The organism is Embleya sp. NPDC050493 (assembly GCF_044458105.1).
Classification (GTDB): Bacteria; Actinomycetota; Actinomycetes; order Streptomycetales; family Streptomycetaceae; genus Embleya.
In genome coordinates this window covers 1-24,364 of the sequence record NZ_JBITHP010000032.1, presented here as the reverse complement: position 1 = coordinate 24,364, position 24,364 = coordinate 1, and the positions used below count along the sequence as shown (strand labels likewise).

Sequence of the window (24,364 nt, the reverse complement as noted above, 5' to 3'; positions counted from 1 at the left end):
CAAGCGCTACGGCACAGCCACCCCTACAGCGGACGAAGGTCCGCCCACAGTGCGACCGCACCGCTTGCGAGCGGCGCCGCCGGCCCCGCGGGGCCGCGCCTGCCCCCGGCCCCCCGCCCCCCCCGCCGCCCCCCCCACCGGGGGGCGCGGCGGCCGTCCCGATCCCACCGGCCCTCGACCTCCGGAGGCACCCCGCGATACCCGGCCCGCGCACCGGTTGCTCGTGTGCGCGACCGCGGGGACGCGGGGTGTGCCGAGCGGGCCCGGCGCGCGTGGAACGCCCACTCCCGGTGCGTCGCAGGGCGGATCGTGGTCGGCCGGGGTCGGTATGCGCCGAGGCCGAGTTCGTCACCCGACCGGGCGCTCGGGTCGCGTAACGGTCAAGCCCTCGGCCCGCTCCGGGCGCCACCTGTCGGCTTGCGGCCGACCCCCGCGTACATCCACTGGCGGTCCGCGTGCGGGCGGGGCAGGCGGTCGGCTCGCCAGGTCGAGATCGGGACCACTCCGGGCTCGACCAGGCTCAGCCCGGTGAAGAACGCGCGCACGTCCCGGAGAGCGCGCGGGAACAGTGGGGCGGTCGAAAGCCGGTACGTCTCGGCCGTGGCCCGGGCCGCCTCCGGACGCAGATCGGCGGCCACATGCGAAAGCACGAGCGCACTGCCGGGCGCCGTGGCCGCCATCAACTCGCCCACCACGGAACGCGGATCGTCCGCGTCCGACAGATAGTGCAACACCGCGGTCAGCACCACCGCCACCGGCCTGCGGAAGTCCAACCCGGACCGCCCGGCCGCCCGTTCCAACAGCGTGCCCGGATCCCGAAGATCCCCCTCCGCCACGTGCACCCGACCGGGCCGGGTGGACAACGCGCGGGCGTGCGCGAGCACCAGCGGGTCGTTGTCGACGTACACCGCCCGCGCCTCCTCGGTCGCGAGCACCGCACACTCGTAGGTGTCGCCGGCCGTCGGCAGACCCACCCCGATGTCGAGGAACTGACGGATCCCGCACCCGGCCGCAAACGACACCGCGCGCCGCAGGAACGCCCGATTCGCGAAGGCCATCCCACGCACCTCCGGCGCCGGCGCGAGCACATCCGCCGCGGCACTGCGATCGATCGCGAAGTTGTTCTTCCCGTTGAGGTAGTGGTCGTACATCCGCGCGGGATGCGGCAGGTCGCTGCGCAACCCGGACAACCGCGACCAGGGCACCGGCGCCGCCGGAGGCGACTCCGGAGGTGCCGGCGCCCTGGCCGCAGGCACCCGCGCCGGCGGTCGTACGCCCGGTCCCCGTACGTCCGGCCCCCGTGTGCCTGACGTCCGCGTATCCGATGTCCGTACGACCGCCGCTCGCGTGTCGGCCGGGCAGCCGCCGCACGGCCTGCCACCCGGTGTCCGGTCAGGCATCACAATCATCGGCCTTCCCGACTGTCGACGCGCGAGTCGCGGGTCGCGGGCCGCCCGAATCGGGCGAGGCGGGGATACCCGCCGGGCGTCCCGCATCTTCCTCCGTACCACCGCCCGGGAGGTCAGCGGCGGAGGAAATCCTTGACGACAGCGTCGAATTGTTCGCGTTCCTCAACGAAGGGCACATGCCCGCTCGCAGGAAACTTCGCCACCCGCGCGTCGGGCAAAACCCCGGCGAGCCAACCGGCGAGGTCCCCGGGGAAAATCCGACTGCGCTCGCCGTAGACGAGCAGGGTCGGCACGTTCACCTCGGGCAGCACCGGCCGCCAATCGGAATGCGCCATGTCCATCCAGACATCCAGCGCGGAGGAGGTATGGGTCTGGGTGGTCTCCGCATACGCCGCGTCCACGGCCTCCGCAGCCGGCGGCTCGGCGAAGCACGCCTGGATGAACGGCTTGATCGCCGACGGCCGGGCATGCCGAACCGTCTGCGCGAACACGGCCAGATCTGCGGCCGAGTAGCCGCCCTGCAACGGGAACTCCCAGTCGGGAGCGTCCATGAAGCACGGAGACTGATCGACGAACACCGCGCCGCGCAGCCCGGCGCAGCCGAACTGCCGTACATACGACAGAATCACCGATGTACCCATGGACCAGCCCACCAGCGTCGATTCGGACAGATCCAGTGCCCGAATCAACTCGCGGACATCACGGGCGTATTGGGCCAACGAGTGCCCCTCGGGCGTCTTGCCCGATCGTCCGTGCCCGCGGAAATCGGCGAGGATCACCCGGTTCTCCGCCGCCAGCGCGGCGACATTGCCCGCCCAGAAGGTGCTGTTCATCGTCCACCCGTGCAGCAGCAACACCGGCCGGCCCGAGCCGTGTTCCTCGTAGTACAGCGGAACGGCGTCGGACAACTCCAGATAGGGCACCGTCTCTCTCCTCCGATCCCGGCCGCCGAGTCGCCGACGTGCGCCACCGCAGTCTGCGCGAGCGCCCGCACGTTCCACCAGACACCGGAGGGGGGTTGCAGCAACGTTGCACATTCCGCTTTGCCATCCGGCACGAGGGCGACACGGGCGCTGCCGGGTGCGGGCGTGGCGATGTCGTCGATTCGGCCCGTACCCCATACGGAGGCGACGCCGACCGTCTCGACCGGGGCCGACCTGCCCCGACGCCACGAATTGCGTTTACACGTCCGAAACGAACGAGCTCACCCCGCGCCGGCATGATGGTCACATGGCGCTACGACCGAAGGCGCGCGACCGAGCCCTGAGTGGTGGATCGGCGGCGGACATACGAGACCCGATCCGGGCCTCCTGGTCACGTGCGCGGCGCCACGGCCTGCCGCCGGACGCCTATCTCCCGCCGGTCACCCTCTACGACGACGAACTGGCCCGGCAGCGCGAGGAACACCCGCTGAGCCGGATCTGGCCGCTGCTGCGCCGCTCGCTGGCCGGCCTCACCGCGGACCCGGGCCGGCTCCTGTTCCTCAGCGACGCCCGAGGGCATCTGCTCTGGGTCCAGGGCGACACGGCCACGCTGCGCTCGGCCGAGCGGGTGCATCTGCTGCCCGGCGCGCTGTGGAGCGAGGACGCCGCGGGCACGAGCGGGGTCGGCACGACGCTCGCGACCGGCCGTCCGTTCCAGGTGTTCGGCGCCGAGCACTTCCTGTCCGCGGCCACCGCATACACCTGTACCGCCACCCCCATCCACGACCCGGCGAGCGGCGAACTGCTCGGCATTCTCGACTTCACCTGCCCCGAGCGGCACTGGCAACCACTTGCCATACCCCTCCTGGACACCGCCCGCCGACTGGCCCAGTCGGAACTGGAGACGATCCGGCTGCGTGCGGAGGCCCGGGTGAGCACCCGCTACACCGAACGCATCGCCCGCCGGCTCGGCACCCGCAGCGCGATCGTCGACCCGCGGGGCCGCATCGTGCGCTCGGATCCACCCGGTTGGCTCCCACACCACCTGCCCGGACCCCCGACCGAGGGCCGCCTGCTGCTCCCCGACGGACAACCCGTCCTGGTCGAACGCCTCGCCGCGGGCGGCCTGTTCCTCCTGATCGCCGAGGACTCCGCAGCCGGCGCCCTGACCACCGCACCGCTGCGCTTTCGCGCATTGGGCCTGCGTCGGGCCCGCCTGGAGATCGCCGGCACCACCCACGAACTCACCCCGCGCCACGCGGAGATCGTCACGACCCTGTTGAGCGAACCGGGAGGCATGACGGCCCGGGCGATCACCGAGGCGGTCCACGGACCCGCCGGCCGCCCGGCCACCATCCGGGCCGAACTCGCCCGACTGCGCCCGATCCTGGGCCACCGGCTGGCCTCCGACCCCTACCGCCTCACCGGCGACGTCGAAGCCGACTTCCTCGACCTCGACCGAGCGCTGTCCGTTCCCGGCACCCCGATCGACACCCTCCTCGACCACTACCGGGGCCCGCTTCTTCCCGGTTCCACGGCGCCACGCATCCTCGCCCTGCGCAACACACTGCACGAACGCCTGCGCCACCGCGTGCTTGCCACGGCCGACTACGACACGGCTCTGCGCTGGTCGATGTGAGGTCGTGGGTGCGCAGATCGGGCGTGGGGCCGCCGGGCCGATTCTCGGCCGGGGGAGCGGGGCGGCTTCCGGGTCGGGCCGCCGATCCGCTGCGCGGCGGGGCCCGGCCGTCCGCCTCCCGCCGGTCGCCGGCCAACCCGCCCGCCGGGCACGCCACTTCCCCGGTTCCGGCGACGCTTGCGGCGGAGGTACTTGGCGGAACGCGAGCACGGCCGGTAGGCTCTGCGGCGATGATCACTCTTTCTGCTCACAGAATGGGGGTCCCGTCCGCGCAAGGTGAGTGCTGATGCTCACTCGAATCGCGAACAGGGATTTCCGCCCCTCCTTTTGGCTGCGCGTGCGCGAGTTCGCCGTGCCGCCCTCCATGATCGAGATTGCGACCGCTCGCCGCCGTGTCGGCGACTGGGCGGGGGCATGTGCCGCCGCGGGCATCGACGTCGACGTGCATCCACGCCTCGTGGCCCGCACCCACGGCCGAGACCTGGCGGCCCGAGTCCGGGACGATCTCCGGCACTTGGCTCCCGACCTGCTGCGTTGGCACATGCCGAGGATCGCCCCCGACGGACTGCTGCGGCCCGGCCTGACCATCGCCCTGGCGCGGTACCGCGTCGAGGACGATGACGGCCGCGCCGGCCGAGGCCCGGTGTACCTGGTGGCCAGGACTCCACCCGCGTGGGCGGATGCCGGTCAGCGGATCAACCTCGCGCTGTGGGACGGATCGCCCGACCGGGCCGATGTCCCCCCGCGCTCGTACCCCCATCCCCGCCCCAACCGGCGATACCGCCTGGACCTGCACCGCCACTTGTGGGACGCACGCAGGACCGACGAACTGCGGGTGCGATCCGGGGCCGACCGGCTGCCCGCCGACGGTCCTGCCGACCCGGACGCGCACCGGGATCCGGATCCGCCCGGGGCACCGCCGTACCCGCACCACTGCGCCCTCGACCGGTGGGCCGCCGAGGCGCGGATTCTGCTCCGGGCCGAGGGTCGATCCGCGGGCAGCGTCCAGGTGCGGCTCGACGGGCGACGTCGGCCGGTCCTGGACCTGACGGCCGACGGCGACGACCTCGGGCCGCCCGTACTGCGGGCCGCGCCGGAATCGGCCGGCGGCATCTCCGGGCTGCCGATCCTGCCCGACGCGGCGACCTGGGTGCTCCCGGACCTGGCACTGCTGCGCGCCGGCGCGATCGACGTCGATCGGCTGCACCCGCTGGTCGCCTCGGCACTGGCACCGGATCACGTCCCGGCCGGCCCGTCCCGGATCCCGGACCGGGCAGGCCAACCGCATCCGGTGGACTGCCGGGGTGCCCGGCACCGGATCGGTCTGGTCGACGGAGTACTGGTGCCGCTCGACCACGACCCGGCCGAGATCCGCCGCGAGGAACTGCTGGCCGCGCTGACCGGCACGCCGCTGCCCTGTCTGCGGGTCATCGACGAGGCACACCGGCGCCCGAACTGCCTGGCCGGCGTTCGCGAACGCCTGGACCACGGCGACACCGCCGGGGCCCTGGCCGTCGTCGAGGGTCTGCTGGGCCCCGAGGCACTGCTGCGCGACGGTCCGCTGCGCGACGAGTTGGAGACGGCCGCGCTGCGCCGGGTCACCTACGGCCTCTTCAGAGCAGGCCTGATCGACCCCGGAGCGGGCCGCATCCACGTGAACCACCGCCGCCCGCGCGGCTATCGCACCTGTCCGTGCCACTCGAAGTCGCGTTGACCCGAAACCTCTCGAAATCGCGTCGACCCGAAACCTCGGTCCGCACACTCGCGTGCACCCGACGTCGCGTCGATCCGAATTGACAGTCCGCGCACTCACGCGCATCGGAACACAACCGCCGCCCGCCCCGGGGACGTCCGGTCACGCTCGCGCGACCGCCGCAGCCCCGGGTGCCCAAGCCCAAAGGTGATCGAAGACATGACGACATACGCCCCGTACAGCCCCGCCACCGCGCCGAACTCCCGGCCGTCCGTCGACACCACCGCGGCCCGCATCCCGTCCGTCGAGCCGCGGCACACGCGTCAACTCGACCTCGCCGGCGACCTGTTGGCCCTTCTGCGCGAAGCGGGCACCGAACCGCGACCGGACACCCAACTGGAGGCCCTGACCCTGGCCGTGGCCGCCGACCTGCCGGTACTCCTGTGGGGCGAGCCGGGCATCGGCAAGACCGCGGCGCTGACCCAACTCGCCGCGTCCCTGGACCTTCCGCTGACCACGGTGATCGCCAGCGTGCACGAACCCTCCGACTTCTCCGGGCTGCCCATCGTCGGCGACGATCCCGCCGAGCAGGGTGTCCCGTTGGCCCCGCCGGACTGGGCGGTGCGCCTGGTACGGGCCGGCCGAGGGCTGCTGTTCCTGGACGAACTCTCCACCGCGACACCGGCCGTGCAGGCCGCTCTGCTCCGCCTGGTCCTCGAACGACGGATCGGCGCACTGCAGTTGCCGCCCGGGGTGCGGATCGTGGCCGCCGCCAACCCGCGCTCCTCGGCGGCCGACGGCTGGGAACTGAGCGCACCCCTGGCGAACCGGTTCGTTCATCTGCAATGGACCCACGACCACGACGTCGTGGTCCGCGGGCTCGGCGGCACGTGGCCGAAGGCCACCCTGCCCCGGCTCGACCCGACCGGCCTGCCGGAGGCGGTGGCGTTCGCCCGTCGGGCCGTGTGCGGGCTGCTCGCGGCGCGACCGACGCTCGTGCACCGGCTGCCGACCAGCGAGACCGGCCGAGGCGGTCCGTGGCCGTCGCCGCGCAGTTGGGAGATGGCGCTGTGCCTGATCGCCTTCGCGACCGCGGCCGGTTCCTCCCGGGAGGTGCTCTCCATGCTGGTCAGGGGCACGGTCGGGGACGGCCCGGGACTGGAGTTGCTGGCCGGCCTGGACCGGATGGACCTCCCCGACCCCGAGGACCTGCTCGCCGACCCGGCGGCCGCCGTCCTGCCCGAGCGCGGCGATCTGCGCCAGGCCGTGCTCGACGGCGTGGTGGACGCGGTTCGCAAGCGCCCGGAGAAGTCCCGCTGGGACGCGGCATGGGCGCTCCTGGTCCGGGCGATGGAGACCGGCGCCCCGGACCTGGTGGTCGTCCCGGCGACCACGCTCGCCTCGCTGCGCCACGAGGACTGGGACGTCCCGGCCTCGATCGAGCGCCTCGCCGGAGCGGTGTCCCTGTCCCGCCGAGCGGACCGGACGGCGGCCCGCGTCGCGAGCACCGCGAAGGCGGTCCGATGACCACGGGCGCACCGACGACCACGAACGCGGCCGGGCCGACGGATCCCCCCGCCGCACCGCCCGCACCGAGCCCCTCGCATTGCCCCTCGAATGCATCGAGCCCACGCCACGCACCGAGCCCGCCGGCCGTGCCCAGGGCGCCGGACGCACCACGACCCGCGGACGCCCCCAAGCCCCTGGACCTCGACAAGCTCTTCGCCGCCCGCCTGTACGCCGCCCGAGCCCGCCCCTACCTGGCCACCGCGCTGTTCGCCCTGCACATCGTCGAGTCGCGGAGCGTACCGACGATGGCCGTCGACCGGCACTGGCGGTGCTACGTCTCGCCGGCGTTCGTCGACCGCATGCCGCCGGAGGAACTGGCCTCGGTCTGGGTGCACGAGGTGTCGCACCTGCTGCGCGATCACCACGGACGCAGCGACCGGGTGGCGCGCGAGCGCGGGCTGGTCGGACCGGGGGAGCGGCTGCGGATGAACATCGCCGCGGACTGCGAGATCAACGACGACGTCTACGGCGAGGGCCTGGTCCGACCCGAAGGCGCCGTCGAGCCGGCGATGCTGGGGCTGGGCGAGGGCGAGCTGATGGAGGACTACCTGCGCCGGTTCCGGCTCGGGCCGTTCACCCAGGGGCTGGTCTGGTTGGACTGCGGCAGCGGCGCGGACGGCCTGGAACGCGAGTGGGAGTGGGGGCCGGAGGGCGCGCACGGTCTCAGCGCCCAGGAGCGCGACGCCGTGCGATTCCGAGTGGCACAGGGCATCACCGCCCGTCCGGGGGACGCGCCGAAGGGATGGCGGCGATGGGCGGAGGAGGCGTTCCATCCGCCGCAGCCGTGGCGGGAGTTGTTGGGGGCGGCGGTGCGCTCGGCGACCTCGGGTGCCGGGGCGGGCGACGACTACACCTACGGCCGTCCGTCCCGGCGTTCGGCCGGCGTGCCCGGCGTCGTGCTGCCGAGCCTGCGCCGCAAGCCGCCGCGGGTGAGCGTGATCATCGACACCTCCGGGTCGGTCAGCGACGCCGAACTGGGCAGCGCGCTCCTGGAGGTCGCCGCGATCTGCCGTGCCGTGGGCGGCCGGCGCGACCTGATCACGGTGGTGCCGTGCGATGCGGCGGCCACGATCGCACATACGCTGTGCGGCAGCGAGGGAATCCCGCTCGTCGGCGGTGGAGGTACGGACCTGCGCACCGGCTTCGCCAAGGCGCTGCGGGCCCGGCACCGACCGGACGTGGTCGTGGTGCTGACCGACGGCCAGACGAGTTGGCCGAGTACGCGACCGCCCTGCCGTACGGTGGTCGGCCTGTTTCCCCGGCAGGCGAGTCGGTCGTGGAACGAGGACGACCCCGACTACGTGCCGGACACGCCGCCCGAGTGGGCGAGAGTCGTGGTCATCGACGCGGCGTCCGCCTCCCGGTGAGTTCCGGGCCGCGCGAGGGTGCGCACGCGCGCCGCCGAGTCCGGTTGTCGCAGACCATGCCCGAAAGGGTGGCTGTTCGGTGTGGCCCGCGCCGCTTTTTGTAGGAACCCTACAACGCAGCGGCCCCGGCGTGCACGATGCAGGACATGGGTGTACCCGGCAGTAACCAAGCAGGGTATAGATAGGTGCAGGCGACGCTCCGGGACCCGGACGTCGCCTTCTGCACGAGGGTACTTGGGAGGCTACAGCCGGTGTTCAGTCGTGTCGCGATCGTCAATCGTGGAGAAGCCGCAATGCGGCTCATCCACGCCGTCCGGGATCTTTCGGCGGAAACGGGGACGAGGGTGGAGACGGTCGCCCTCTACACCGACTCCGACCGCGACGCGACCTTCGTGCGGGAGGCCGACATCGCCTACCCGCTGGGCCCCGCCTCGGCCCGCCCCTACCTCGACCACGCCGTCCTGGAACGCGCGCTGGTGGAGTGCGGCGCCGACGCCGCGTGGGTCGGCTGGGGCTTCGTCGCCGAGGACCCGGCGTTCGCCGAGCTGTGCGAGCGCATCGGCGTCACCTTCGTGGGGCCGAGCGCCGAGGCGATGCGCAGGCTCGGCGACAAGATCGGCGCCAAGTTGCTCGCCGAGGAGGTCGGCGTCCCGGTCGCGCCGTGGAGCCGCGGCGCGGTCGCCACGCTGGAGGACGCGCTGCGCGCCGGCGAGGAGATCGGCTACCCGCTGATGCTCAAGGCCACCGCGGGCGGCGGCGGGCGCGGGATCCGGATGGTCGCCTCGGCCGCGGACCTGACCGACGCCTACCTGCGCACCAGCCAGGAGGCGCTGCGCGCGTTCGGCTCCGGCGTGGTCTTCCTGGAGCGCCTGGTCACCGGCGCCCGGCACGTCGAGGTCCAGGTCATCGCCGACGGGCAGGGCACCGCGTGGGCGCTGGGCGTACGCGACTGCTCGGTGCAGCGACGCAACCAGAAGATCATCGAGGAGTCCGCCTCGCCGGTCCTGGACTCGGAGCAGACCGCGGAACTCAAGGCCTCCGCCGAGCGGTTGGCCGTGGCCGTCGACTACCGCGGCGCGGCGACCGTCGAGTTCCTCTACCACCCCGGCGAGAAGCTGTTCGCCTTCCTGGAGGTCAACACCCGACTCCAGGTCGAGCACCCGATCACCGAGATCACCACCGGCACCGATCTGGTACGCCTGCAACTGCACGTGGCGGGCGGCGGCAGACTGACCGGCCCGCAGCCGGCCGAACTCGGCCACGCCATCGAGGCCCGGCTCAACGCCGAGGACCCGGACCGCGACTTCGCCCCCTCGCCCGGCCGCATCACCCGCCTGGCGCTGCCCGCCGGCCCCGGCATCCGGGTGGACACCGGGGTCAGCGAGGGCGACCGGATCCCGGCCGACTTCGACTCCATGATCGCCAAGATCATCGCCTACGGCCGCGACCGCGAGCAGGCACTGGGCCGACTGCGCCGGGCGATGGCCGAGACCACCGTGATCATCGAGGGCGGTGCGACCAACAAGAGCTTCGTGCTCGACCTGCTCGACCAGCCCGAGGTGATCGACGCGAGCGCCGACACCGGCTGGATCGACCGGGTCCGCGCCGAGGGCCGCCTGGTCACCCACCGGCACTCCGCGATCGCCCTGGCGGCGGCCGCGATCGAGGCATACCAGGACGAGGAGGAGATCAGCCGGCAGCGACTGCTCTCCACCGCACACGGCGGCCGCCCGCAGGTACAGCACGAAAGCGGCCGGCCGCTCGACCTCAAGCTCCGCGGCGTCGGCTACCGGGTGAGCGTGGCCCGAGTGGGCGACAAACGTTTCCGCGTCGCGATCTTCGGCGGCGGCGGCGCCGCGCACCCGGCCGACATCGAGGTCGAGCGGTTCGACACACACAGCGGCCGGATCGTGGTCAACGGACACCGCTTCCGGCTGGTGTCCGCCACGCACGGCCCCACCCACCTGGTCGAGGTGGACGGCGTCACCCACCGGATCAGCCGCGACGAGGGCGGCGTCGTACGCTCGCCCGCACCCGCGCTGGTGGTCGCGACGCCCATCGCGGTCGGCGACGAGGTCGCCTCGGGCGCGCCGATCCTGGTGCTGGAGAGCATGAAGATGGAGACGGTGCTGCGTGCGCCGTTCCGCGCCCGGGTGCGCGAATGCCCGGTGTCGGTGGGCAGCCAGGTGGAGACCGGCGCACCGCTGATGCGCCTGGAGCCGCTCGCCGAGGAGGGCGGTGAAGGCGCCGCCGAGGAAGCCGCGGGCGCCGGCGAGAGCATCGAGGTCGACCTGCCCGCCGAGACGGTGCCCGCGTCCGCCGCCCAACGGGTCGAGCGCGGCCTGCAGGATCTGCGCAGCCTGCTCCTGGGCTTCGATGTCGACCCGCAGGACCACAAGCGCGTGTTGTCCGAGTACCTGGCCGCCCGGGCCGACCTCGGCGGCCGGCCGCTGCCGGGCGAGGTGGACCTGCTCGCGGTGTTCGCCGACCTGTCGGAGCTGAGCCGCAACAAGCCCGGCGGCGAACTCGACGTCGAGCGGGACAGCCCGGTGCACAGCCCGCGCGAGTACTTCCACAGCTACCTGCAGAGCCTGGACCCCGAACGCGCCGGTCTCACCGAGGCGTTCCGGGCCAGACTCGTGCGAGTGCTGGGCCACTACGGCATCGCCGACCTGGACCGCACCCCCGAACTGGAAGCCGCGATCTTCCGGATCTTCCTGGCCCAGCAGCGCACGTCGACCGACGTCGCCCTGGTGTCCGAACTACTGCGCCAGTGGCTGGCCGGCGCACCCCCGCTGGAATCGCTCAGCGAACGCGCCGGACTCACCCTGGAACACCTGATCGAGGCCACCCAGGTGCGCTTCCCCGCGGTCTCGGACCTGGCCCGCGGCGTGGTGTTCCGCTGGTTCGCCCAGCCGCTGCTGCGCCGCATCCGCGCCAAGGTCTACGCCGGGGTACGCAACGAACTGCGCCACCTGGACCAGCACCCGGACGCACCGGACCGCGCCGAGCGCATCCAGACCATGGTGGCCGGCTCCGAGCCGCTGGTCCGGCTGATCGGCCAGCGGATCGGCCGGCCGGGCCGCGACCACGCGCCGCTGCTGGAGGTGCTGACCCGCCGCTACTACGGCAATCGCGGCCTCTCCGAGGTCACCGTGCGCGAACAGGCGGGCTGCCGGTTCGTCACCGCCGAGCACACCCGTGCGGCGGGCCCGACCCGGGTGGTCACCACCGCCGTCGACATCGCCGAACTGCCCGACGCCATCGGCGCGGTCGGTGCGCTCGCGGCCGACGTCGCCGAACAGGCCCTGGTCGCCGACCTCTACCTCACCTGGGAGGACCAGCCGGACGCCGAGGCGATGGCGGAGCGGCTGGGCCGACTGCTGGCCGAACAGCCGCTGCCGGCGGGCGTACGCCGGATCACCACCACCGTGGCCGGCACCAGCGGCGCGGTGATGCACCACCACTTCACCTTCCGCCCGGACGGGGCCGGCTTCGCCGAGGACCGGCTGATCCGCGGTCTGCACCCGCAGATCGCCCGCCGCCTGCAACTGCATCGGCTGCGCGAGTTCGACCTCACCCGGCTGCCCTCGGTCGACGAGGAGATCTACCTGTTCAAGGCCGTCGCCAAGAGCAACCCCGCCGACGAGCGGCTGATCGCGATGGGCCAGGTCCGCGACCTGACGCCGCTGCGCGAGACCGACGGCCGACTGGTCGCGCTGCCCGCCGTGGAGGACGCGATCAACGCGGGCCTGGACGCGATCCGCAACATCCAGGCCCAACGACCGCAGAACAAGCGCTTCGACACCAACCGCATCATGATGTACGTCTGGCCGTCGACCGAACTGACCGCCGACGAACTCAACGCCCTGGTCCAGCGCATCCTGCCGACCACCGCCGGCGCCGGGCTCGAAGAGGTCCAGTTCGTGGCCCGCCGGCGCAGGAGCAGCGGCGAACTGACCGAGATCGCCGCGACCATCACCCTCGCTCCGGGCCACGGTGCGAGCCTGCACGTCGGGGAGCCGTCGACGGAACCGGTGCTTCCGCTGGACGACTACCGGCAGAAGGTGCTGCGCGCGGCCCGCCGCGGCAACGTCTACCCGTACGAACTGACCGGCATGCTCGCCGGCGCGCACGGCAGCTTCGTCGAGCACGACCTCGACGAGTCGAGCGCGCTCGTACCGGTGGACCGGCCCAGGGGCCGGAACACCGCGGCGATCGTCGCCGGCGTCGTCTCCACGCCCACCGAACGCCACCCCCAGGGCGTGGCCCGCGTGGTGCTGCTCGGCGACCCGACGAAGTCGCTGGGTGCGCTGTCCGAGCCGGAGTGCCGCCGGGTGATCGCCGCGCTCGACCTCGCCGAGCGCATGCGCGTCCCGCTGGAATGGTTCGCGCTGTCCTCCGGCGCCCGGGTCTCGATGACCTCGGGTACCGAGAACATGGACTGGGTCGCCGCCGCGCTCAAGCGCATCGTCACGTTCACCCAGGACGGCGGCGAGATCAACATCGTGGTCGCGGGCATCACCGTCGGCGCACAGCCGTACTGGAACGCCGAGGCGACAATGCTGATGCACACCAAGGGCATCCTGGTGATGATGCCGGACTCGGCGATGGTGCTGACCGGCAAGCAGGCGCTGGACTTCTCCGGCGGCGTCTCCGCCGAGGACAACTTCGGCATCGGCGGCTACGACCGGGTGATGGGCCCCAACGGCCAGGCGCAGTACTGGGCGCCCGATCTCCCGTCCGCCCGCGACGTGTTGATGGCGCACTACGACCACACCTACATCGCGCCCGGCGAGAGCGCACCGCGCAAGGCGCACACGAGCGACCCGATCGACCGCGACGTCTGCGACTTCCCGCACGCGCCCGTCGACAGCGACTTCACCACCGTCGGCCGGATCTTCTCCGCGGAGCACAACCCGGACCGCAAGAAGCCGTTCGACATCCGCACGGTCATGCGCGCGCTGTCCGACCAGGACCACCCGGTGCTGGAGCGCTGGGCGGGGATGGCCGACGCGGACACCTCGGCGGTCCAGGACGTGCACATCGGCGGTTGGCCGGTCTGCCTGATCGGCATCGAGTCGCGGTCGGTGCCGCGGCGCGGCTTCCCGCCCACCGACGGCCCGGACACCTACACCGCGGGCACCCTGTTCCCGAAGTCGTCGAAGAAGACCGCCCGGGCGATCAACGCGGCCTCCGGCAACCGGCCGCTGGTCGTGCTGGCCAACCTGTCCGGCTTCGACGGTTCACCCGAGTCGATGCGCAAGGCCCAGCTGGAGTACGGCGCCGAAATCGGCCGCGCCATCGTCAACTTCGACGGCCCGATCGTCTTCTGCGTGATCTCCCGCTACCACGGCGGCGCGTTCGTGGTCTTCTCCAAGGCGCTCAACCCGAACATGACCGTGCTGGCCCTGGAGGGCTCCTTCGCCTCGGTCCTGGGCGGTGCTCCGGCGGCGGCCGTGGTCTTCTCCGGCGACGTCAACAACCGCACCGCCACCGACCCGCGGGTGACCGACCTGCAGACGCAGATCTCGACCACCGTGGGCGCCGAGCGAGCGGTCCTGAACGCCCGCCTCGCCGAGGTGCAGTCCGCGGTCCGTGCGGAGAAGGTCGGCGAGGTGGCGGCCGAGTTCGACCGCGTGCACAGCATCCGCCGCGCGGTCGAGGTCGGCTCGGTGGACGCCATCATCAGCGCCGCCGAACTGCGTCCGAGGATCATCGAAGCCATCGAACACGGCATGAAGCGCTGACCGTCGGCCGTGTGACTTCGGCGGGGTGGAAGGGACGTCGCATCGTCCTCTTCACCCCGCCGAGCCATGTGGGGGGCCGGTGGCGTTGCGGGCCGTTCGCCTCGTGACGCGTGGTGGGCTTCGGTTCGCCGGGGCAACGGCGGGTTTTCGGTTCGCCCGGGCAAGGGCGGGCTTTTGGTTCGCCCGGGCAACGCTTCGTCGTCGCGCCGGAGTTCGCGGTGGCGGCCGGTCGGCCCGAAATGGCGGATCGGTGCTCGGTGATCTGTGTGTGGGGGTGGGCTACGCGGTGTCGCCGGGTGCGTCGAGTACGCGGCCCAGGGCGTCGCGGACCACGCGGCGCATCGTGTCGGCATCGTCCAGGTAGCAGCCGACGGCCAGGCCGTCGCGCAGCAGCATGAGGATGTCCGCGGTGGCCCCGGGGCGGGTGTCGCCGGCTGCGGTCAGCAGGTCGGTCAGCATCGTGCGGAACCACGTGCGGTGGTCGAGGACGGCGGCGCGCACCGGGTGGGAGGCGTCCGGGAATTCGGCGGCGGCGTTGATGAACGGACAACCACGGAAGCCGGGTTCGCGGCCGATCTCGACCATCAGGTCGAACAGCCGAAGCAGGACCGCGTGCGCCGGCACCTCGGCCGAGCCGGCCAGGAGCGTTGCGGCCGCGTGGCGCTGTGAGCGGTACTGCTCGTCGAGGTAGGCGTGGACCAGTTCGTCCTTGGACGGGAAGTGGTTGTAGAACGTCGCCTTCGCCACGCCGGCCTCGGCGATGATCCGGTCGACACCGACGGCGTGCACGCCCTGGGCGTAGAAGAGCGTGGTCGCGGTGTCCAGGACACGGCGGCGGGCCGGACTCTCGCGGGGCTGGTCGGAGGCTGTCGTACGCACACCTTGACGATACCAGACAGACCTGTCTACATTCATGGAGGCGAGCAAGACAGAAGGATCTGTCTAGGTAGCTCGCAGCCGGCGTTATTCGCAATTTGCTACCGCTACCGCTGCACGTTCACCCCACTCGGAGAAGGCGGAAACCACCATGAGCCTCTACACCGCGATCGCGACCTCGGCCGGACGGGACGGACGGGCGGTGAGCTCCGACGGGCAGCTCGACGTCACCCTCGGCCTCCAGAAGGAGCTCGGCGGGGACGGCATCGGCACCAACCCCGAGCAGCTGTTCGCGGCGGGATACGCGGCCTGCTTCGCCAGTGCGATGCAGCTCGTGTCCAAGCGCCAGAAGGTGGACGCCGCGGACGCCTCGGTGACGGCCGAGGTCGGCCTGAACGCGAACGGCGAAGGCGGCTTCGGCCTGAGCGTGACCCTGCGCGTGGAACTGCCGGAACACCTGTCCCCGGAGCAGGGCCGCACGCTCATCGAGGCCACCCACCAGGTCTGCCCGTACTCGAACGCGACCCGAGGCAACATCCCGGTCGAACTCGTCGTCGAGTAGATCTCCCCTCGGCCTCGGCCTCGGTCGGATCGACGGGAGGGGGCGAGAGCCCCCGCCCGGTCGACCGGGGAAACCCGATCGAACCCGATCCACCGGGAACTCCCGCCACCTCATCGTGCCGGTTTCCGGGCGGTCAGATCAGGCCGGCCACGTCGGACGCGTACTCGGGCGTGATCCTGTTCGCGTCCGCCATCATGCGCAGCACCATGACGGCCGACTCCGGGTGGTGCGAGGCGGTGTCGGCGATCGCCCGCTCGAACAGGTTGTTGCCGAAGGTCAGCGCGATGCCGGCCATGCGGTACCAGGCGTGCGGATCCTCGTGTTCGGCCGTCTCCTCGGCCTCGATGGTGTCGTCGTCGGTCGCGTGCACGGGCAGCTGCTGCCGCGCCACGGCCGCCAGGTGCCGGGCGGTGGCGGGCTCGGCGTGCAGGACGAGTTCGTGCAGCAGATCCCCGTCCAGCTTGTCGGCGGGGTCGCCCTGGTCGACGTGGACGGTGACGGTGATCCCGGTGCGGCCGCCGTTGCGCAGGGTGGCCACGGTGCTCTGATCGCCCACGCCCGGCTCCACCTGGATCAACAGCACGATGTCCTGCCTCGTCAGCATCTCGTTCACGGCCACGTTCTGCGCCGCGATCTGCTGAACCAGGTTGTACGCGCGCGTCCTGAGTGCTTGCGACGCCGCCCCGTGGATCTTGTTCTGCAACAGCATGCGGTGCCCGACCTTTCCCTGGAGTGGTGCCGACACGACCCGAGAACGTCTCGAACTCCCGCGCAAACTAGCCGAATTCCTCCGCGCATCAGGGCCCTTTGCGATGTTTTTTGCATTCCTCGTATATCGGGCGCCTCGATTGCCTGCCCGGCGGCAGCAGGGGAGACGTCCGTCTTCGCCGTGCCGTGCCGTCGCACATGACGGCCCCACGGCTCACGCTCCGGCGGGCGGCCGGGTTGGTCACGAACGGGCGAGCTGTTCCAGGCGGTTGTGCAGGTGGTCCACGTACTCCTCGGATTCCGGCTTCATCAGCACGCTGCGCAGGATCCGGGCACCGTCGGCGTCGGCGGTGATCTTGGGGTGACGGGCGGTCAGCCGATCGGCATCGATCCGGAGCGTACTCACGAAGACCGGGTCCTCGGGGTCCGCCATGCCCGCGTGGAGGATTCGGGCGGCGGCCGCGTCGATGTGCGAAAGGGAGTTGGGCGAGGTGACCGGGAAGTAGCCGACGATGTCCAACTCCGGGGGTTGGTAGAGCTCCAAGCAGTCGGATCGGTCGATCAGTTCGGCCCAGCGAAGCGCCGCCCGGCGGCCGGCCGCGAGCGACTGCCCGAGTCCTTCGAGCGTGGGCGGCAGCACCTGGAAGGTGAGCCACAGCCCCGCCGCGGCGGCACCCGCGCGCGAACATTCCAGGCTGATCTCGCCCAGGTGCAACTCCTCGGAGGTGAAGTAGGTATAGGGCGAGTCGTGCAGGTAGAAACGGCCGACCGAGGGGTCGCGAAACAGCACGGCACCGCACCCGTAGGGCTGGAGACCGTGCTTGTGCGGGTCGACCACGATCGAGTCGCACCGGGCGATGGCCCGCCACGGAGCCGCCGGCAGTCCTTCGGGGCCGTCCACCCCCGCCAACAGGGTGAAGAATCCGCCGTAGGCGGCGTCGACGTGGATCCGCACGTCGTACCGCTTGCGCAACTCCAGTGCCTCGTGGACCGGTTCGACCGCGCCGAGCGCGGTGGTGCCCGCGGTGAGCACCACGGTGCCCACCCGCCCAGTCCTCAACAGTGCCTCCAGCGCGTCGAGGTCCATGCGCCCGGAGTCGTCGACCGGGACGGGATGGCCGTCCACGCCGAGCACGCCGCACATGCGCCCATGGGTGTAGTGGGCTTCGGTGCTGTAGGCGATGCCCTTCCCGGGGTGGAGTTCGCGCGCCACGAACAGGGCTTCCAGGTTGGCGATGGTCCCGCTGGTGGTGAGGTGCCCGAGGTGGGTGTCGTAGCCGAACATGGCGGCGAGCTGTTCGACGACCTCACGTTCCATCTCGGCGGTGGCGGGCCCGCCGTCCAGGGCGTGGTTGTTGGGGTTGATCAGCATCGCGGTCAGGTAGCCCACGACCGCTGCCGGATGCGGCGGCTTGAGCATCTGACCCGCGTAACGCGGATGAAAGAAGGGGTAGTTGTCCTTCAGTCGTTCGACGAACGTCTCGAAGGCGGCGGCGAACCGCGCATCCTCGACCGCCAGGGCCGGATGGCTCGGGTAGGGCCCGAAGCCGTCGGACCAGTGCTCGTTCGATGCCACGGCGGCTTCGAGCCAGCGGCGCAGATCCATGACCTTCTCCTTCTGTGGGGTTGAGGGGGACGGCGGGCCGACGGACGTGGTGATGGTCCCGGCCGCGGCCGAGGGCGGTGGACGGGACATGCGCCGGAGTATGCGGCCGTTGCCTGCCGTGGGGCAGTCGTGTCGCCGGTGGCGTGCGGCCCGGGCGCGGTCCGGAATTCCACTACCCGGCTGGGAGGTTCGGGGTCCACCGCGGCGATCCCGGCGGGGACGACCCGGGACAGGCGCGTGACCCGGTTCGTTCTCATGCGACGGCCCTGTCTGCGGCACGGAGTTCATCGCCTCCACGGGCGACCCCGACGGCAGTGACGTCGAGGGGGAGGGGCCGCACTCACCGCGATCGTGCCTGTGTCTCGCCTGTTTTGCCCGTCTCGCCGGAGAACACGCCTGCCTCCGCATCGTTTGATTCCAAACAAGCTAACGCGACGGCGAGAAGCCGGTCAAGACGACCGAACAAAGCCCCAACACCCGCGAACCGGCTGATCGACCGAACTCGTCCCGGTGGCAATCCAGCGCACCATCCAGCCGGTGCACCGAACGCCGAGCCCACCAGGCCCGGCCCGACGGGAGCCGCCGAGCGCATGCCGCGGGCCCGCACCCGGGATGGGCGCCCCGAGCCGCGGTGGTGCCCCTGTTCGGCCAGGGCAGAGGCGAGTTGGGGTGGCCGCCGTCCCGGAAGGCGATCGATTCCCCCGGGGTCCGTCGAGGCCGGCGGCGGCACGGTGGGCTGGGGAGTGATGGAGACGGTGGGGGTGGTTGCCGCACCAGGGGCGGTTTGTGCGCTCGGTGCCAGAAGGCCACGGGTGGTCGTGAGTTCGACGAGTGCGCGCGCGGTGACGGACAGGCGAAGGTCGCGCGGGCTCGGAAGGCCGCCCCATGGGTCAGTCTCCTGAGCGGATGCGGAACGGCACGGAGCACGCGTGCACAGGTACGCAGAACCTACGGGCCGATCCGAATCCGTGACAACAGGCTTGCCATGTGACCCACTTCACCTGCCGAAAGTGTCTGAGTCGACTCATCGTCATCGAAGGAAATATTGCCAACCGTCCATCCGCCTATGGCCGGCGGTGCGCCTTTTGGGGCCGTCGAGGACTCGCGGCGGGCCATTTTCGTTGTTGTGACGAACATCATGTCCGCGCCGGGAACTGCCTTTGCCGGCAAGGGGATCGGCGTCATAGCTTGCGCTCCTCATTCGACTTTCGCCCGGCTCGAGGGCGGGAACGGCGGGCGGCGGCGTGCACGGCAAGAGCATGTGGACATGGGGAACCGGCGCCGGTGCTCGGCGCGGACGTGCCGCCGGCCGGGGCGCCGTGGTGGCGGCCACCGTGGCGGCCCTGCTGGCCTCGGCCGGCCCGGCGCAGGCCCAGTCGTGGATCGTGTCCCCGGAGCGGGCGCCGAAGTGGTCGCCGGGGCCGTTGCCCAAGACCAAACCCGTGAAGGGCGTCAACGCCCCGAAGCCGAACGTGCAGGCGCCCGCGGGCGATGGTCACGCGACGTGGAAGCCCGGGAAGGTCGTGTGGCCCGAGCCGCTGACGGCCGAGACCGCGCCCGCCCCCGAGACGACCGCCCCGCGCGCCTCGGGATTCTCCGCCCTGTACGCCACGCCCTCCGACGGCCGTGTCGCCGGCGGCCCGATCCGGATCACCACCCCGATGGCCGCCCCGTCCCCGTTCCTCGACCGAGGTGCCGCCCCGGCCGCGCCCGGGACGACCGCGACCGCGACCGCGACTGCGGCTCCGGCGAAGGTCAAGGTCACCGTCGCCGACCGCGCCGCCGCCGACCGGGCGGGTGTCGACGGCGTGGTGCTGAGCGTGGCTCGTGCCGACGGCCGCGCAGACGCCGGGCGGGTCACCGTCTCCCTCGACTACGCGGGCTTCCGGGACGCGTTCGGCGCCGACTGGTCCACCCGCCTGCGCCTGTCGACCCTGCCCGAGTGCGCGCTGACCACTCCCGACCTGCCGCAGTGTCGGGTGAAGACGCCGCTGGCCGGCTCGCGCAACAACGCGGCAACGCACAGCGTCGGCGCGGCGATCGACCTGCCCGCCGCGACGCCGGACAGTTCCGGGCGCGTGGTACTGGCGGCCACCGCCGCCGAAGCGGGACCCTCCGGCGACTACACCGCCACGTCCCTGGCCCCCTCCGGCTCGTGGACGGCGGGCGGCAACTCGGGCTCCATGTCCTGGAGTTACCCGATCATCGTGCCCGCCGCGATCGGCGGCACCGCGCCACAGGTGAATCTCGCCTACAACTCGGGTGCCATCGACGGGAAGGGCACCTCCACCAACAACCAGGCGTCGTGGATCGGTGAGGGCTGGGAGTACTCGCCCGGCTTCGTCGAGCGCTCCTACCAGGCGTGCGCGAGGGACGGTCAGGACAAGTCCGGTGAGAAGTGCTGGTCCGACCAGAACTCCCTCACTCTCTCCCTCAACGGCCGCTCCTCCACGCTGTTGCGCGACGACGTCTCGAAGGCGTGGCGCCTGGCGAACGACGACGGTTCCCGCATCGAGTTGCTGACCGGCGCGAGCAACGGTGACGACGACGGCGAGCACTGGCGGCTGACCACCACGGACGGCATCCAGTACTACTTCGGAGTCGGTCACAAGCCGGGTGCGAACACCGGCCCGGCCACCAACTCGGCCTGGATGGCGCCCGTTTATGGCAACAACACCGGCGAGCCGTGCAACAAGGCGTCGGGCTTCGACGCCTCCTGGTGTCAGCAGGCCTGGCGCTGGAACCTCGACTACGTGATCGACGCCCGCGGCGGGATGGTCACGTACACGTACAACGAGGAGAAGAACAACTACACGCGCGGCGCGATCCTGGTCGGCTCGGGCTCGATCACCCCGTACACCCGCGGCGGCACCCTCGCGAAGATCACCTACGGTTCGAAGAAGAACGACACCGCTCAGCCCACCGCCCAGGTCGTCTTCGACACCGCCGAACGCTGCCTGAAGAAGGACGGGTTCGACTGCGACCCGGCCAAGATGACCAAGGCGAATGCGGCCAAGTGGCCGGACGTACCCGTCGACAAGGTGTGCGCGGCCACCGGAACCTGCGAGCAGTACGGCCAGACGTTCTTCTCCACCCGCCGGCTCACCAGGATCACCACCCAGATCCTGGTCGGCTCCGGCTACCAGACGGTCGACGAGTACGCCCTGGACCAGGACTACCCCGACCCCGGCGACGGCTCCAGCGCGACGTTGTGGCTGAAGTCGATCACCCGTACCGGCTACGACGGTTCGAAGCGGATCGACATGCCGTCGGTGGACTTCACCGGCACGTTCATGCCCAACCGCGTGGACGCGGGCGGCGACATGGCCCCGCCGATGAACCGCCGCCGGATCACCACGATCACCAACGAGACCGGCGGAACGACCACCTTCCGCTTCAACGCCGCCGAGTGCACGACGGCGAACTTGCCGACCCCGGACACCAACACCAAGTCGTGCTACCCGGTCTGGTGGAGCTACAGCGACTCCGACCCGGTCCTGCACTGGTTCCACAAGTACACCGTCGCCGAGGTCACCGAACAGGACCCGACCACCCATGCCCCGGACAAGTCCACCCGCTACGAGTACGTCGGCGGCGCCGCGTGGCACCGTGACGATGCGGAGCTGACCGAGGACAAGGAAGCCGCCAAGCCCAAGTCCAAGGACCGCCGCACCTGGAACGAGTTCCGTGGCTATGCCGAGGTGATCACCCGATCCGGCGTCGCCCCGGACAAGATCACCCAGTCCAAGTCCCTGTTCCTGCGCGGCATGGACGGCGACGTCAAGAAGGACGGCACCAAGCGCGCGGTGAGCGTCACCGACTCCGCCGGCACCGTGATCACCGACGACAACGCTCTCCAGGGCTTCGGCTACGAGACGCAGACCTACGACGGCGCGGACGTCGGCAACAAGGTCGTCGCGACCAAGTCCGACAAGCCGTGGCTGTCCGCCGTCACCGCGACGCACAAGCGGGTCCGCGGCCTGCCGGATCTCACCGCCCGGATGACGCGCTCCGACCTGACCCGTACCCGCAGCCTGCTCGCCGACGGCAGCACGTGGCGGCAGACGCGCAAGGAGACGACGTACGAGGGCACGTACGGCCTGGCGACCGCCGTCGCGGACTACGCGGACGACCTGCCGACGTACTGCACGAAGACCACCTACGCGCACAACACCACCGCGTGGATCATCGGCAAACCCACCGAGACCGTCTCCGTCGTCGGCGACTGCACCATCGCCCCCACGGCGAGCACGGTGTACGCGCTCGCCCGTACCTCCTACGACGCGCAACCCTGGGGCCAGGTCGGCGCGATCGGTGACGCCACCTCCACTCAGGCGGCGATCTCCTACCGAGCCGACGGCACCCCGGAGTGGCTGACGACCGCCACCACCGAATACGACGCCTACGGTCGTGCCACCAAGGTGACCGACGCCGAGAACAAGATCACGACCACCGGCTACGTGCCGGCCGTCGGCGCGCTGCCCACCAAGACGATCGTCACCAACCCCAAGGGCTGGATCAGCACCACCGAGTTCGCCGGCTCGCGTCACCTCCCCGTCAAGTCCGTCGACATCAACGGCCTGGTGGTCGAGCAGGAGCACGACGCGCTCGGGCGGCTGCTCGCGGTGTGGAAGCCCGGCCACCCGAAGTCGGGCGACGCCGACCTGCAATTCGCCTACGCACTCAACAAGTCGGCGCCATCCGTGGTGACGACCAAGACGATCCGGGTCGACGGGAAGTACACCACCTCCCACAACATCCTGGGCGCGTTCCTCCAGCCCCGCCAGACCCAGGCCGACACCGGCAACGGCGCGACCGGCCGCCTGGTCGCCGACACGTTCTACGACAGCCTCGGCCGGACCCTCAAGTCCAACCAGCCGTACTACGACGACAAGTCGGCACCCTCGACGTCCGTCTTCGTGGCCAACGACAACGAGGTCCCCGCGCAGAACGCCGTCGTCTACGACGGCATGGGCCGCAAGACGATCGAGTCGTTCTCGTCCCTGTCCGTCAAGCAGTGGGAAACCCGCGTCACCTACGCCGGCGCCGACCGGGTCACCACGACGCCGCCCACGGGCGGCACCGCGACCGTGACGATCAGCGATGCCCGCGGCAAGCCGCAGGAGGTCCAGGAGTACAACGGCGGCACCGCCACCGGCGACTTCTCGAGGATCACCTACACGTACAACGGTCGCGAGCAACTGCAGAAGGTCACCGATGGCGGTGGCAACAAGTGGGAGTACACGTACGACTTCCTGGGCCGCAAGACCCACGTCGTGGACCCGGACAAGGGCGCGTCCGACACCACGTACGACAAGGTCGGCCGGATCACCGGCACCACCGACGCCCGGACACAAAAGCTCACCTACACGTATGACGACCTCGGCCGCAAGGCGGGCCTCTACAAGGGCGCGACCGCCACACCCGAAAACCTTCTCGCGTCGTGGTCCTACGACCGCTACGCGAAGGGCCAGGCGGACGGCTCCACCCGCTACGTCGGCGGCCGGGACGGCGCGAAGTACACCAGCGAGATCATGGGCTTCAAGCCCGACTCCTACCTGCCCACCGGCACCCGCACGACCATCCCCGCCGGGGAAGGCAAGCTGGCCGGCGTCTACGAGTCGGAGACGGACTACGAACCCGTCACCGGGATGCCCACCTACTCCTACCTGCCCGCGCACGGCGGACTCCCGATGGAGCAGGTGACCTACGCGTACCACCCGACCGGTCAGATCGGCACGATCGGCAGCAGCACCGGGGACTCGTACCTGAACTGGTCCAACTACGACGTCTTCGGCCGCAACGTCCGCGCCATCCTGGGCTCCACGCCGCGCCAGGCCGCCATGACGTCCGCGTACGACCCCGCGACCGGCCGCCTGCTGTCGACCAACTGGGACAAGGAGACCGGCACCACCGCGAGCGTGGATGCCACGTCCTACACGTACAAGCCCAGCGGCGACGTCACGTCCATCAAGACCGTCCGGGACGGCACTTCGACGGACACTCAGTGCTTCGCCTACGACGGCCGGCGTCGCCTGAAGGAAGCCTGGACCGACACGGCCGGTACCACCACGCTTCCCGCGCCCAGCGTCCCCGGCATCGGTGGCTGCACGACCCAGACCCCGACCCCGTCCACGGTCGGCGGTCCGGATCCGTACTGGCAGTCGTTCGACTACGACGTCGTCGGCAACCGCACCAAGCTCGTCGAGCACGACCCCACCAACGACCCGACGAAGAACGTCACCACCGAGTACGGCTACCG

General features: G+C 71.3%; 13 protein-coding genes. 7 read left to right on the top strand and 6 right to left on the bottom strand.

All coding sequences use genetic code 11. The features are described 5' to 3' along the window. Positions 1 to 380: 380 nt before the first annotated feature. Positions 381 to 1,205 (bottom strand): SAM-dependent methyltransferase, encoded by an 825-nt coding sequence (locus tag ACIBM5_RS39470; RefSeq protein WP_396011517.1) that lies wholly within the window; start codon positions 1,203 to 1,205, stop codon positions 381 to 383. Positions 1,206 to 1,522: 317 nt separating this feature from the next. Further along, a complete protein-coding gene (locus tag ACIBM5_RS39465; protein WP_396011516.1) occupies positions 1,523 to 2,332 on the bottom strand; it encodes an alpha/beta fold hydrolase in 810 nt (269 codons plus the stop codon). A 307-nt stretch (positions 2,333 to 2,639) separates the two neighbouring features. Between ACIBM5_RS39465 and ACIBM5_RS39460 the strand changes: the two genes are divergently transcribed. The 5 genes from ACIBM5_RS39460 to ACIBM5_RS39440 all read left to right on the top strand — a co-directional run bounded on the left by ACIBM5_RS39460 (position 2,640) and on the right by ACIBM5_RS39440 (position 14,350). Further along, positions 2,640 to 3,971 carry a GAF domain-containing protein gene (locus ACIBM5_RS39460; RefSeq protein ID WP_396011515.1) on the top strand — a complete coding sequence of 444 codons (1,332 nt, stop codon included), beginning with the start codon at positions 2,640 to 2,642 and terminating at the stop codon, positions 3,969 to 3,971. Positions 3,972 to 4,257: 286 nt separating this feature from the next. Further along, complete coding sequence (locus ACIBM5_RS39455; RefSeq protein ID WP_396011514.1) at positions 4,258 to 5,685, top strand: hypothetical protein; 1,428 nt, start codon at positions 4,258 to 4,260, stop codon at positions 5,683 to 5,685. A gap of 198 nt (positions 5,686 to 5,883) precedes the next feature. Then, positions 5,884 to 7,191 (top strand): AAA family ATPase, encoded by a 1,308-nt coding sequence (locus ACIBM5_RS39450; RefSeq protein WP_396011513.1) that lies wholly within the window; start codon positions 5,884 to 5,886, stop codon positions 7,189 to 7,191. Next, positions 7,188 to 8,600 carry a VWA-like domain-containing protein gene (locus ACIBM5_RS39445; RefSeq protein ID WP_396011512.1) on the top strand — a complete coding sequence of 471 codons (1,413 nt, stop codon included), beginning with the start codon at positions 7,188 to 7,190 and terminating at the stop codon, positions 8,598 to 8,600. Before ACIBM5_RS39450 ends, ACIBM5_RS39445 begins: the two co-directional genes overlap by 4 nt. 251 nt (positions 8,601 to 8,851) lie before the next feature. Further along, complete coding sequence (locus ACIBM5_RS39440; protein ID WP_396011511.1) at positions 8,852 to 14,350, top strand: carboxyl transferase domain-containing protein; 5,499 nt, start codon at positions 8,852 to 8,854, stop codon at positions 14,348 to 14,350. 279 nt (positions 14,351 to 14,629) lie between these two features. Here ACIBM5_RS39440 and ACIBM5_RS39435 read toward each other — a convergent pair whose 3' ends face one another. After that, positions 14,630 to 15,229 (bottom strand): TetR/AcrR family transcriptional regulator, encoded by a 600-nt coding sequence (locus tag ACIBM5_RS39435; protein ID WP_396011510.1) that lies wholly within the window; start codon positions 15,227 to 15,229, stop codon positions 14,630 to 14,632. A gap of 148 nt (positions 15,230 to 15,377) precedes the next feature. On the opposite strand from ACIBM5_RS39435, the gene ACIBM5_RS39430 reads away from it, so the two are divergent. Beyond that, positions 15,378 to 15,788, top strand: a complete 411-nt coding sequence (locus ACIBM5_RS39430) for an organic hydroperoxide resistance protein (protein WP_396011509.1) — start codon at positions 15,378 to 15,380, stop codon at positions 15,786 to 15,788. Between the two features lie 133 nt (positions 15,789 to 15,921). On the opposite strand, the gene ACIBM5_RS39425 is transcribed toward ACIBM5_RS39430, so the two are convergent. From ACIBM5_RS39425 to ACIBM5_RS39415, 3 genes are all read right to left on the bottom strand, one after another. Next, positions 15,922 to 16,497, bottom strand: coding sequence for a hypothetical protein (locus ACIBM5_RS39425; RefSeq protein ID WP_396011508.1), 576 nt, complete (start codon positions 16,495 to 16,497; stop codon positions 15,922 to 15,924). 240 nt (positions 16,498 to 16,737) lie between these two features. Next, positions 16,738 to 18,102 (bottom strand): pyridoxal phosphate-dependent decarboxylase family protein, encoded by a 1,365-nt coding sequence (locus tag ACIBM5_RS39420; protein WP_396011590.1) that lies wholly within the window; start codon positions 18,100 to 18,102, stop codon positions 16,738 to 16,740. Between the two features lie 948 nt (positions 18,103 to 19,050). Further along, a complete protein-coding gene (locus tag ACIBM5_RS39415; protein WP_396011507.1) occupies positions 19,051 to 19,287 on the bottom strand; it encodes a hypothetical protein in 237 nt (78 codons plus the stop codon). Positions 19,288 to 19,424: 137 nt separating this feature from the next. On the opposite strand from ACIBM5_RS39415, the gene ACIBM5_RS39410 reads away from it, so the two are divergent. Further along, on the top strand, positions 19,425 to 24,364 hold a 4,940-nt coding region (locus ACIBM5_RS39410), incomplete at its 3' end, for a hypothetical protein (protein ID WP_396011506.1).

Coding starts and splice junctions, on each gene's coding strand:
- ACIBM5_RS39460 (WP_396011515.1), top strand. CDS start 2,640: ATGGCGCTACGACCGAAGGCGCGCGACCGAGCCCTGAGTGGTGGATCG.
- ACIBM5_RS39455 (WP_396011514.1), top strand. CDS start 4,258: ATGCTCACTCGAATCGCGAACAGGGATTTCCGCCCCTCCTTTTGGCTG.
- ACIBM5_RS39450 (WP_396011513.1), top strand. CDS start 5,884: ATGACGACATACGCCCCGTACAGCCCCGCCACCGCGCCGAACTCCCGG.
- ACIBM5_RS39445 (WP_396011512.1), top strand. CDS start 7,188: ATGACCACGGGCGCACCGACGACCACGAACGCGGCCGGGCCGACGGAT.
- ACIBM5_RS39430 (WP_396011509.1), top strand. CDS start 15,378: ATGAGCCTCTACACCGCGATCGCGACCTCGGCCGGACGGGACGGACGG.
- ACIBM5_RS39425 (WP_396011508.1), bottom strand. CDS start 16,497: ATGCTGTTGCAGAACAAGATCCACGGGGCGGCGTCGCAAGCACTCAGG.
- ACIBM5_RS39420 (WP_396011590.1), bottom strand. CDS start 18,102: ATGGATCTGCGCCGCTGGCTCGAAGCCGCCGTGGCATCGAACGAGCAC.
- ACIBM5_RS39415 (WP_396011507.1), bottom strand. CDS start 19,287: ATGACGCCGATCCCCTTGCCGGCAAAGGCAGTTCCCGGCGCGGACATG.